The following is an 11,503-nucleotide window of genomic DNA, read 5'->3' as shown; positions in this document are numbered from 1 at the left end:
TTAAAGGCAAATACCTACAACTCTACCTAAACGAATTTGTTTACAAACTCAATCGAAGATATTTTGAGGAAAAACTATTCGATAGACTAGTAATAGCTGGAATTACTGGATTATGAGTAAAAACGGATATTCAATTAACTTTTAAAACATAGAAATTATGGGAGGAGAAGGATCCATGGCGGCAGCAAATGCATCTTTAAAAAATAACAGAAGTCTTACAGCTAAAAGAAAGGATAAAAAGGCTTTAGAAGGTAGTTATGCTGGTGTAGAATTAAAAGAATTCCCTAAAGTTACAGAAGAACAAATAGTTGAAATTAGAGAACGTATTAAAAAAGAAAATAAACAAGCTAGAATAAAGCAAGTTTTAATTTTTGTAGCTATGTGTATTGTTTTATTATTCTTTATTAAATATTTATTATAATAAGAAAGTCATTAATTTAATTAATGACTTTCTTATAAAATATATAGTGTTTCGTTATTTTATATAATACCAAGCTTCTTAGCTTCCTTAACTAAATTAGAACTTCCACCATCATTGCTAAGTAAATATACTTTTAATTTGTTTTTTCTCACTTCTATAGCTCTATTGGATAAAGGAATGTATTTACAAATATCTTTTGTTTTTTCGCCCATAGATAGATGATATAAAATTTGTCTATCGAAATTATCTATAATAATATCATTAAACTTGTTTTGTATACATTTTTTTATGGTTTCACTATAATATTTTGTTCTTAACAAAACGAGTTCTACTGCCTTTATCAATTTTTTTGGGTTTGTGTCCGTTTTAATAATAAAACCTTCAGGGTTTATTTCACTAATAATACTATTAATTCTTAATACATTAGAAATATTAGTTAAAATGATTATTTTGGCTCCTTTCTGTATTTTTCTTATTAAAAGTCCTAAGTCTTCACCTGTAGTATAATATTTGTTTTTTTGAAACAGGTAGTTGTAAATCTATAAATATTAATATGTATACTTTGCTTTGTATTAACTTTAGAGCTTCTTCGCAACTTATTAGCAAAGTCTATGTTAAATGGATGCTTTAAAGTGCTTTCTAAAACAGTTTTGTAAACATGAGAAATTAAACTACAATCTTCAATTACAAGTATGTTTTGTTTGTACATGTATTCGCTATTAGTTGTTTCTTTTTAGGTAAAAATATCAATAAAAGTCTTATTAATATTTATAGATTATATAAATACGTAGGAAAAACACAATCTATATCATAAGAAACATATTTACTTCTTATAAGTAAAGGAGTTAATCGAAAATCCTATTAACAAAGAGTAGATATGTAGCTTAAATATTTTATTTTTATGAAAAAATTAGAATTAAAAGAAATGGAGAACCTACAAGGAGGCATTGAGAAATGGAGAAAAGTTGTTGGTTGTGCAATTATGGGAACAACCATGAGTATTGCTAATCCTTTTCTTGGGATTGGTTTTGGAATGTGGTGTAATGCTTCATATGAAGTGGAGAACCAATTAGAATCTTTACCTATTCTTCAAAAGTAAATAAGTACTGATAAAGTGGTTTTTTTAAGACTGAGGATAAACATTTATCCTCAGTCTTTTAATTAAGAATGCATGATTGAGTATATAAAAATTTTTAAGATACTGAACAAAATTGATATCCAAAATGTATGTTTTGCGATTATAAGAATCTTAGTGTATATTTATTTTTCAGATATGCTATATTCAATGTTGATTACAAATAATCTGATTGAATTTAATGGAGCTGTAATAGTTCTTATTCTTTTAGATTTAGTTTTAAATAGATTATTTACTTTAGGTCGGATTCTTACATTAAATCATTTTTTATATTTACAAATTAATAAAAAAACATTGTTTGCTTGTTTTGTATTAGACGCCTTTTTAAGCTTACCTAAAATTTTATTCTTTCTTTTTCTTAGCTTTTATATTTTCTTAGAGGAATTTTATCTTGTAAGTTATATTAAATTAATATTTGTGTTATTTTTTGTAAACACTTTAATTGAAAGATCTTTAAGGCTAATAAAAAAGCAAACTTTATTTTATATTATTTCAGGGGTTGTTTCTTACGTTATTTTAATTTATTATTTTCACATGATACCTTTTGAAATGTTTATTGTTATTTCATTATTTATTGTACTTCTATTATTTTTATCTTTTAATAAATTTTGTTTGATACAATGATTTTTAAATTATTATTAGTAGAAGTTAAGCTCGTTTTCAATAACAGACTTCCTTTGATTTATTTTTTATTAATACCGATTAGCCTCATTTTTTTTCTGTATTTTTTAGCGTCAAACCCTGAAAGGATAACAAGTTATTCGACTTTTAGTGTGATTTATTTATTACCATTTATAGCATTTATGGGAAGTGGACTTTTTTGTTGGTATTGGGGGCGGATGTCTTATCGTTTTTTTTTTATGAAAAGGAAATTAAAAGAGTTATTTATTTCTAAAGTTTTATTTATTTACATCATTCAATTTTTAGCAATTTTACTATCTATTATTTTATTTATTTTTTTAGAGTATTATTATTATCTGAAAATAGTATTAGTTTCTGCTATAAATTCGTTAGGTTTTTTTACATTATTTATTCTTTGGATGGTTTCTTATGGGAATGAAACTATAGATTATTTTGATGATCAGGTTTTTATAATAAAAAATAGTATCATGAATTTTGTTGCAGCGCTAAGCTTGTTAGCGTTAACTACTTTATATTATTATACTTTTTTATATAGTAATTTTTCAACAATATTGATTTCAACAATTGTATTAAATATAATATTATTAATATTACTAAAACGGAAATTAGTAAATCTCATAATTAAACAAATGATTAAAAATTCTAAAAAATTAAATTAATAATGGTAAAAATAAGGGATTTGCTTATTGATATAAAAGGGTTTACTAAAAAATATGAAAATTTAGAAGCATCTAAAGGCAGTGTTACAATGATTACGGGTGAAAATGGTTGTGGTAAAACAATTTTATTAAATAGTATTTGTGGGCATGTTGGTTTAAAAGAAGGAATGATATTGTTGAATAATATGGAAAGTAGCAATGAAGCATGGAAAGAATTTACAGGATGTTTTCTGGGAAAAGATTTTTTGATTCCTTATATAACCTCACGAGAATATTTTGAATTAAATCTTTTAATTGCTAATAAAATAAATTCTGAAAACAAAGTGCTTATTGATAAATATTCAAAGATTTTATTTTTTAATGATTTTAAGAAAAAAATAAAACATCTTTCATTAGGAAATCAAAAAAAAGTAGGAATAATTTCTACTTTGATAACTAACCCTGATTTAATAATATGGGACGAACCTTTTGCTAATTTAGATAAAAAAACGACAATAAGTTTAAATGAATTATTAATTGAGTTATCGAACTCAGGAAAGACGATATTATATACGAATCACCCAAACGAAGAAACATATTACTCTCAAATATATAAAATTTAATAGGTGTTAAATAAGAATCCCTTTTTGTATGCTTTTTTAAGCATTTTAATAATATTTTTTGATTTTATATTTAAAAATATTTTAGATTTCGATAGTAGACTTGTAGACTCATTATCTTATCAATTGACCGAGGAACAGATATTTGATTTTCTGAATTTAAGGAAACAAATAGGGTGGCTAAGTTTAGTGATAATTCCACTAATGTTGTTATTAAAAGTTTCTTTAATATCTGCTGTAATTAACATTGTATTTGTTTTTTTAGATAAAGATATAAAATATAAGAAGATTTTGAATATAGTATTGAAAGCAGAGTTTATATTCCTTCTTGCTATTTTAATTAAAACTGTATGGTTTTATGTATTTAATCAAGACTATGATTTGAATGATTTACAATATTTTTATCCATTATCAGTATTAAATATTGTAGGATATAATAATATACAAGTTTGGTTTATATACCCATTACAAATATTAAACTTATTTGAGTTATCATATTGGTTTATTCTAGCTTATATGCTTGGTAAGGAATTAGAAGTTAATACAAATAAAAGTTTTGCTATTGTAGCAAGTAGCTATGGAGTTGGTTTGGTAATTTGGGTAGGTATAGTTATGTTTTTTACACTTAATATGAGTTAGGTTTCAGTCAAAATTTGCGAGAGTATTTTATGAAAAAAATATTGAAAATAATAACTATAATATTTGTTTTATTTATTATATCTTGTTTAGGGAAACTGAGCAATTTGTTATTGGATTATTAAATAACCTTAAAAGTGAAATGAGTATAATATTTATTTCTCACCGATTACATTCATTAAAACATATTGCGGATAGAATATACACCATAGAAGATGGAAATTCTAATATTTCGGGAAGTCATGAACAATTAATATGTACATTTAATTTTTATAGTGCGTTTTGGAAGGATATTATGCAATTAGCATAAAAAAGACCTAATAGATTTCAAAAAATATTAGGTCTTGAATAATAATAATAAAAGTTAGCTGTGTTTATTAACTCACAGCTTCTTTTATACGTTTAATAGCTTCAATAATTTGATCTTGAGAAGCAGCGTAAGATATACGTATACAGTTTGGGTTTCCAAAGGCTTCACCAGTAACAGTTGCAACAAGTGCTTCTTCTAATAAATATAAAGAAAAATCTGTAGCATTGTTTATTGTTGTACCACGTAATGTTTTTCCAAAGAAATATGAAACATCTGGGAATACATAAAACGCACCTTCAGGAGTGTTACTATTAAACCCTTCAATGTCATTTAGTAAACCTAAGATTAAATCTCTACGTACTTTAAACTCGTCAATCATAAATTGTACACGAGAAGGCGATTCGTTTAAAGCTGTAATTACTGCACGTTGCGCAATACAGTTAGCACCACTCGTCATTTGTCCTTGTAATTTATTACAGGCACGAGCAATTTTTTCTGGAGCGCCAATGTATCCAATACGCCATCCAGTCATAGCAAAGGCTTTAGATACTCCGTTAACTGTAATGGTATTATTGTACATGTCGTCAAACTCAGCGATACTAGCGTGACCTTCACCATAGTTTATGTGTTCATAAATTTCATCTGAAACAACATAAATGTTTGGGTATTTTACTAAAACATCTGCTAATGCTCTTAATTCTGCTTTACTATAAACAGAACCACTAGGGTTACAAGGAGAGCTAAACCACATCATTTTTGTTTTAGGCGTAATTGCAGCTTCAAGTTGTTCTGGTGTCATTTTAAAATCGGTATCAATAGAAGTTTTTACTTCTACAGGAACACCATCATTTAATTTAACAATATCAGAATAACTTACCCAGTAAGGACAAGGTAAAATAACTTCGTCTCCTTTATTTAACATAATACCGGCAATATTAGCTAAAGCTTGTTTTGCTCCTGTAGACACTACAATTTGTGGTAGTGTATATGTTAAATTATTATCACGTTTAAACTTTGTAATGATAGCTTCTTTTAACTCTGCATATCCATCAACTGGAGAATAAGAATTATAATTATCATTAATAGCTTGAATAGCGGCTTCTTTAATGAAATCTGGAGTGTTAAAATCTGGTTCTCCAAGGCTTAAGCCAATAATGTCTTTTCCTTCTCCTCTAAGTTCTCTTGCTTTTGCTGCCATTGCTAAAGTAGCAGATGTAGACATGTTTAAAATTCTATCAGAAAGTAAACTCATTTTGTTTATTGTTTATAAGGTAAATATAATATTTAGGTTAAACTAGGCTTTTTTCCTAGTACCTTTAGTTGGTTGTAATGTTCTGAGATAGCTTTCCAAAACGTGTTATATTCGTTATATGGTAAGCTAAATTCGTTAGCAGTTTCTTTAACTATTTTAGCTATTTTTCTATAATGTACATGGCTAATATTAGCAAACAAATGATGTTCTACTTGTCTGTTTAATCCACCAGTATAAAATTCTGCTAACCAGCTTTTTGGTGAAAAATTTGAAGTGGTAAATAACTGATGAATAGCCCAAGTGTTTTTCATACTACCATTTTCGTCTGGTAACGGCATATCTGTATTAGGCATAACATGTGCTAACTGGAATATTACACTTAAAATGATTCCTGCTGTATAGTGCATAATTAAAAAGCCTATTAAAACTTGCCACCATATAAAACCTAACATAATTGGTAAAGCAATCCATACTGCATAATAAACTATTTTTCCAATAATTAGCTTAGTCCATTGGGTTGCTGGGTTAGGGAATTTACCATAAGCAAGTTTTCTTTTAAGGTATTGAAAAGTTTGTATAAAATCGGTAGTGATAGCCCAATTAACAGTTAACAAACCATATAAAAAGAAAGCGTAATATTTTTGATATTTATGAATTTTAAGCCATTTAGTATGCTTAGAAAAACGAATAATTCTACCCGCATCTATATCTTCATCATGCCCTTGTATATTTGTATAAGTATGGTGTAATACGTTGTGTTGTACCTTCCAATTGTAGTCATTTCCAGCTAAAATGTAGATACTACTTCCCATTAATTTGTTAACCCATTTTTTGCTAGAGAAAGAGCCATGATTTGCATCGTGCATAACATTCATACCAACACCAGCCATTCCAACCCCCACAATTATCATCAATAAAATTTGTACCCAAGCAGGTAAAGTATCTATCGTTAAAATAAGGGTCATTGGTACAATTAATAACGCAAACATTACAATTGTTTTAAGATACAGTTTCCAGTTTCCAGTTCGTTTTATATTATTTTCTTTAAAATAATTATTTACACGTTTATTAAGCGTTTTAAAAAAATTGGCTGGGTCTGTTCGTGAAAATGAAATTGCTTGTTTTGTCATGCTATTAACTTTAAATATATTATATAATTTTCTATTAAATAATATGCGGCACAAAGATAGGTATAAACCAACTTAAGTAATAACGTTTTTTTGTAAAAATATGAGTATAAAAAGTATATTTTTGTTGAAAATTTAACATGCATGAAATACGTATAACTAAAACTTCGATACAAGTTAAAGTTGTTTTTGTACGAATTACATCTGAAGAATTTAATATAAAGATAAATAACAGATGGAACTTATTTTAAAGTATTTCCCCAACCTTACAGAAGATCAAATACAAAAATTCAAAAAGCTTGAATCGCTTTATCAAGATTGGAATTTAAAAATAAACGTAGTATCTCGTAAAGATATAGATGAACTCTATTTGCGTCATGTATTACATGCGTTAGGTATAGCCAAAGTAATACGTTTTAATGATGGGAGTAAAATTCTAGATGTAGGAACAGGAGGTGGATTTCCAGGAATACCTTTAGCAATTCTATTTCCTGAATGTTCGTTTCATTTGGTTGATAGTATTGCGAAAAAATTAAAGGTAGTTAATGAAGTTGTTGATGGTTTGGGCTTAACTAATGTAAAAACAACACATAGTAGGGTAGAAGAGATTAATGATACTTACGATTTTATTGTAAGTAGAGCAGTAGCTGCCATGCCAACATTTGTACATTGGGTTAAAGGGAAAATTACTAAACGGCAAAATCATGAGTTTAAAAATGGAATTTTATACCTTAAAGGAGGCGATTTAAGTGAAGAACTTAAAGATTATAGAACGGCTACTATTTATGATTTAAAAGATTTTTACAAAGAAGATTTTTTCGATACTAAAAAAGTAGTGCATTTACCTTTAAAATATAGAGGTTAGTTTAAATGGATTCACTTTTCTAATTTCACTAAATTATTGATAGCATTATTAAAATAAAAATATTGATTTTGAAACCAATAAGTATTACTATATTGTTGAATACTAGTAATATCTTTATCTGGAGAAAGGATACTATTCGCTTTTTTAAAATTTAATTTAGCATTTGCTATATCGTTTATTTTATGATAAGCTATTGCTAATCCCAGATAAGCATCAAAATCCATAGCGTCGAATTTTAAAGCAGCATTAAAATCTAAAATAGCATCATTAAATTTACCTAAAAATAAATGTGATGCACCTCTATAAAAGTAAGCATAAGCATTATTTTTGTTTATTCTTAGAGCTTTTTTTAAATCGATATTTGCTTTTTTATAATATTTAAGATCCATAAAAAAAACACCTCTATTGTAATAAGAATCGGCGCTAGGTTCAATAATAATTGCTGCAGTATAATCTTCTAAAGCTTTAGTGTAGTTTTTTAAAATTTTGTATGCAGAAGCTCTTAATGTGTATGTTTTGGGTTGATATGGCTCCATTTTAATGACCTTGCTAAAATCTTTTATAGCGCTTTCATACTCCTCTAGATCATATTTTACAAAACCTAAACTGTAAAGCGCATCTATAAAATTTTCGTCAAGTTGAAGCGCTTTAGCATAATCTTCTTTTGCTCCAACAAAATCTTTTATACTGTATTTTGAGTTTCCTCTGTTGTAATAGGTGTCTGCATCTGGGGATGCAACGATTATTTTAGAATAATCAACAATAGCACCGCTATAATCTCCTAAATCATTTTTGGCTATAGCTCTATGAAAATAGGCGTCAAGGTTTTTAGAGTCTAATTTTATAACTTCTGTTAAAAGTGTTATTTTTTCCTTTAAATCCGTTGTTCTAATTGCTTTTCTGTATAGCTTTTTCGCTTGCCCAAAAGTAAGCAAGGGAATAATAACAAATAAGGTGATGAGTTGTTTTTTCATTAGCAAAATTTATTCAACAAATAACATGCCGTTTTGTATTATAGTTATAGATTGAAGGAATCTTAGGAAAGATAATTCAATTTTTTTTATTCTCCTAAACGATTAGTTATTTAATATCATTAGAGTTTATATGTTTAATGATTGCTTCCTGATGCGTTTCCGTCTTTTAGCACTGTTATAGGGACATCAACATTTCCAGCATAAAACACAATAATTTCGGCTGGTTTATTGGTATTGTTTTCTCCATGATGGAAGGTGTTTACTAACTCTACAATGGGATTTCCTGCTTTTAAATTTAAGGTATTGTTATGTTCGTCTACTACTAATAATTCTCCTTTTAAAAGGACACCTGCATTAATAACTAAATGTTTATGAACTTTTAATTTTGTATGGGGAGGAATAGTAATTTTTAAAATGGTAATTTTAGGTTTACCATCTAAATACTCAGGTAAATCGTCACCGTTCCAGCTTTTAGTCGTTTCAGATAGTTTAACGACTTCTGTTTTTAGGTTTTGATGTGTTTTACAGGATGAAAAAAGGCAGGTAATTAATAGTGTAAAGATATAAATTGATTTCATTTAAATATCATTGTTATAAGTTATAAAAGTTTTACTTGAAGGCTTTTTATAGAAGGTATTATGAGGCTTTTATTATTTGGTTTATATGATGTTCTAAATGATCTACATAATCTGTTATTAGAAATCTTAAATCTGATATTTTATTATTGTTAATTTCAATTTTGTAGTTGAGCGTTTTTTCTGTTTGTTGTTTTATTAAAGTAAGTATCCTTCGATTTATGGATAACCACAAAGCTGAGAGTTCATTTAGTGTTGCTTCTTGGTAATTATTAGCTTTTATTAATTCGTTCTGTTTATACGTTCTAATCTTATAAGGTTTAGTCTCAAATTGAATCTCTGTAAAACGCTGAAGGTTATTAATTCCAGAATCGATTAAATGACCTAAAATTTCTTTTTTTGACCATTTTTCTGGAGATGGTTTCTGTCTCATTTCACTTTCGGAAGATTGAGAGGTGTATTTAAATCCTACGTTTAATAAGTTTACGAATTTATCTATTGCTTCAGTCATTTTAGTTAAAACGTGTTTATATAATTTATATTGATACCATTTTCGTCCAAAATGTTCATTATATAAATCTACAAAACTTCAATTAAGAATCTTTATGAAAATAAGTTAAACTGTTAATTTCTTTTTCTGTAAGTAAGTTTTCTCTGAATCATTGGTAACCGTATCTATAGCTAAATCGAGATATTTAATAGCCTTATCTGGTTTGTTGGTTTTAATATAGTAATCTGCTTTGGTGCCATAAAACAAATAAGAACGTTGTTCAAAATTATCTTGGTTAAGTTGGTCTAAGTAGCTTTTAGCCATTTTATAATCATGCTTTTGCATGCAAACTACTGCCATGGTTAATAGGTGTGTAGGCTCTAAAGTTCCAACAAGATTAGGCTGATACCAGTGTAGTATTTTATCCCAATTGGTGTTATTAAAGTGTTTTGCTTTTAAATGTTCTACAGCTATGGCTGCTTCATAGTGGTAACAGGAAAATGCTTTGGTTTCAACAGCTTTATTCATCATGGTGTTTCCTAATTCTATAAGCGGGAAATACCATTGGCTTCTATCTTGGTTTTTTAAATCAAGGATTTCGTTTTCGGCATTCGTTTTAGTTTCTAATCTAGAGGAATGAAAACACATTAAGGCGCATAATGCATAAACTGCTGGGGTACGCGTATGTTTGTTTTTTAGAAGCATTTGTGTTAATCGTAAAGCTTCTCCACACAATTCTTTACGGACTAGCTTTTCTTGTTTGTTGGAATGAAAACCTTCGTTAAAAATAAGATATAATACTTCCATAACACTTTCTAAGCGTTGAGGTAAGCTTTTGCCTTGCGGGATTTGAAATTTTAAGTTAGATTTTTGAATAGATTTACGGGTACGAGCTAGTCTTTTTTTTATGGTGTCTTCTTTTGTTAGTAATGCAGAGGCTATTTCTTTAATATTGAATCCTGAGATTGTTTTTAATGCAAATGAAATGCGATCTCTGGGATCTAATTTGGGGTGGCAGGCTGTAAAAATCATACGAAGTTGAGCGTCTTCAATTTCGGTATCTAAAAAGAGATCGTTTATGGCAATGGTGTCCGTTCCTTGATTGATGTTTGGAAGGTGTTTTTGTTCGGTTTTTAGTTTCCTAAAAATATCGAGTACTCTATTTTTGGCAACTTGGGTTAACCATGCTTCGGGATGGTCTGGTTGTTTATTTCTCCAACTAATACTTGCTTTGATGAAGGTGTCTTGAACAGCATCTTCAATAATATTAAGATGTGAAAGTTTAAAAATTCGAGTTAGAATAGAGACCATCTTTCCGCTATGGTAACGGAATAGATGGTCTATAAGTTTGTTTTCCATTTATTGATTAAAAACCATGATTTCACGAATTTCTACGGTACCACCTAAATCGTAATCTGGGTAGTCTTGAGCAATGTCTTGAACGGCATCAAAATTTTTAGCCTCTACTAAATAGTAACCGCCAACAATTTCTTTTACTTCTGTCGAAGTAAGGTCTGATACGGTTCTGTTTTCTCCAACGACACGTCGTATTTGTGGTGTTAATGCTTTGCCGCCACGGAGTATACCTGCTTTTTCCATTTTATCTCCCCAAGCAAACCATTTTCCCATACGGTTTTGAAGTTCTTCTGGAGATAGACCAAGATCTGCATAATCTGCTCCAACAAAAATCATCATAAATTCTTTCATAATTATATATTTTAAGGTTTATATAGTTAAGACGTTTTTCAAATTAAAATAGGGGACAACTTTGACAACTTTACCAAAGTTAATAGATTTATTTTAGTATTGCGTTAGGGA

The 11,503-nt window shown here is 28.3% G+C and carries 15 protein-coding genes and 1 pseudogene; 8 read left to right on the top strand and 8 right to left on the bottom strand.

Annotation, left to right across the window (positions count from 1 at the left end; genetic code table 11):
• Together A8C32_RS20250 and A8C32_RS05090 are read left to right on the top strand one after the other, a co-directional pair.
• Window positions 1-116 (top strand): annotated as a pseudogene (locus A8C32_RS20250) (IS1595 family transposase); the annotation flags it as partial.
• A 41-nt stretch (window positions 117-157) separates the two neighbouring features.
• Window positions 158-421 (top strand): hypothetical protein, encoded by a 264-nt coding sequence (locus A8C32_RS05090; RefSeq protein ID WP_069829362.1) that lies wholly within the window; start codon window positions 158-160, stop codon window positions 419-421.
• Between the two features lie 59 nt (window positions 422-480).
• Here the strand turns inward: A8C32_RS05090 and A8C32_RS05085 are convergent, their stop codons facing one another.
• On the bottom strand, window positions 481-765 hold the full coding sequence (locus tag A8C32_RS05085; RefSeq protein WP_069829361.1) for a hypothetical protein: 285 nt from the start codon (window positions 763-765) through the stop codon (window positions 481-483).
• 557 nt (window positions 766-1,322) lie between these two features.
• On the opposite strand from A8C32_RS05085, the gene A8C32_RS05075 reads away from it, so the two are divergent.
• The 5 genes from A8C32_RS05075 (at window position 1,323) to A8C32_RS20535 (ending at window position 4,402) form a co-directional block, all read left to right on the top strand.
• Window positions 1,323-1,520, top strand: a complete 198-nt coding sequence (locus tag A8C32_RS05075; protein ID WP_069829359.1) for a hypothetical protein — start codon at window positions 1,323-1,325, stop codon at window positions 1,518-1,520.
• Between the two features lie 656 nt (window positions 1,521-2,176).
• A complete protein-coding gene (locus tag A8C32_RS05065) occupies window positions 2,177-2,857 on the top strand; it encodes a hypothetical protein (protein WP_123803327.1) in 681 nt (226 codons plus the stop codon).
• Between the two features lie 2 nt (window positions 2,858-2,859).
• Window positions 2,860-3,459, top strand: a complete 600-nt coding sequence (locus A8C32_RS05060; protein ID WP_069829356.1) for an ATP-binding cassette domain-containing protein — start codon at window positions 2,860-2,862, stop codon at window positions 3,457-3,459.
• A gap of 201 nt (window positions 3,460-3,660) precedes the next feature.
• Window positions 3,661-4,095, top strand: a complete 435-nt coding sequence (locus tag A8C32_RS05055) for a hypothetical protein (RefSeq protein ID WP_123803325.1) — start codon at window positions 3,661-3,663, stop codon at window positions 4,093-4,095.
• A gap of 139 nt (window positions 4,096-4,234) precedes the next feature.
• Window positions 4,235-4,402 carry a hypothetical protein gene (locus tag A8C32_RS20535; protein WP_165605793.1) on the top strand — a complete coding sequence of 56 codons (168 nt, stop codon included), beginning with the start codon at window positions 4,235-4,237 and terminating at the stop codon, window positions 4,400-4,402.
• A gap of 67 nt (window positions 4,403-4,469) precedes the next feature.
• Here the strand turns inward: A8C32_RS20535 and A8C32_RS05045 are convergent, their stop codons facing one another.
• Window positions 4,470-5,654 carry a pyridoxal phosphate-dependent aminotransferase gene (locus tag A8C32_RS05045; protein WP_069829353.1) on the bottom strand — a complete coding sequence of 395 codons (1,185 nt, stop codon included), beginning with the start codon at window positions 5,652-5,654 and terminating at the stop codon, window positions 4,470-4,472.
• A gap of 32 nt (window positions 5,655-5,686) precedes the next feature.
• Window positions 5,687-6,784: a fatty acid desaturase family protein gene (locus tag A8C32_RS05040; protein ID WP_069829352.1), complete on the bottom strand. Its 1,098-nt coding sequence runs from the start codon at window positions 6,782-6,784 to the stop codon at window positions 5,687-5,689.
• A gap of 232 nt (window positions 6,785-7,016) precedes the next feature.
• Between A8C32_RS05040 and rsmG the strand changes: the two genes are divergently transcribed.
• Complete coding sequence (rsmG, locus tag A8C32_RS05035; protein ID WP_069829351.1) at window positions 7,017-7,646, top strand: 16S rRNA (guanine(527)-N(7))-methyltransferase RsmG; 630 nt, start codon at window positions 7,017-7,019, stop codon at window positions 7,644-7,646.
• An 11-nt stretch (window positions 7,647-7,657) separates the two neighbouring features.
• On the opposite strand, the gene A8C32_RS05030 is transcribed toward rsmG, so the two are convergent.
• The 5 genes from A8C32_RS05030 to A8C32_RS05010 form a co-directional block, all read right to left on the bottom strand.
• Window positions 7,658-8,620: a tetratricopeptide repeat protein gene (locus A8C32_RS05030; RefSeq protein ID WP_069829350.1), complete on the bottom strand. Its 963-nt coding sequence runs from the start codon at window positions 8,618-8,620 to the stop codon at window positions 7,658-7,660.
• Between the two features lie 134 nt (window positions 8,621-8,754).
• Window positions 8,755-9,198: a cupin domain-containing protein gene (locus A8C32_RS05025; RefSeq protein WP_069829349.1), complete on the bottom strand. Its 444-nt coding sequence runs from the start codon at window positions 9,196-9,198 to the stop codon at window positions 8,755-8,757.
• 58 nt (window positions 9,199-9,256) lie between these two features.
• Complete coding sequence (locus A8C32_RS05020) at window positions 9,257-9,706, bottom strand: DinB family protein (RefSeq protein WP_069829348.1); 450 nt, start codon at window positions 9,704-9,706, stop codon at window positions 9,257-9,259.
• A gap of 105 nt (window positions 9,707-9,811) precedes the next feature.
• Complete coding sequence (locus tag A8C32_RS05015; RefSeq protein ID WP_069829347.1) at window positions 9,812-11,044, bottom strand: RNA polymerase sigma factor; 1,233 nt, start codon at window positions 11,042-11,044, stop codon at window positions 9,812-9,814.
• Window positions 11,045-11,392 carry a YciI family protein gene (locus A8C32_RS05010; protein ID WP_069829346.1) on the bottom strand — a complete coding sequence of 116 codons (348 nt, stop codon included), beginning with the start codon at window positions 11,390-11,392 and terminating at the stop codon, window positions 11,045-11,047.
• Window positions 11,393-11,503: the final 111 nt, after the last annotated feature.

Origin of the sequence: Flavivirga aquatica (genome assembly GCF_001747085.1) — a bacterium.
In the GTDB taxonomy this organism is placed as follows: domain Bacteria; phylum Bacteroidota; class Bacteroidia; order Flavobacteriales; family Flavobacteriaceae; genus Algibacter_C; species Algibacter_C aquatica.
The sequence above is the reverse complement of the archived record's forward strand: the minus strand, read 5'-3'. Positions and strand labels throughout refer to the sequence as shown.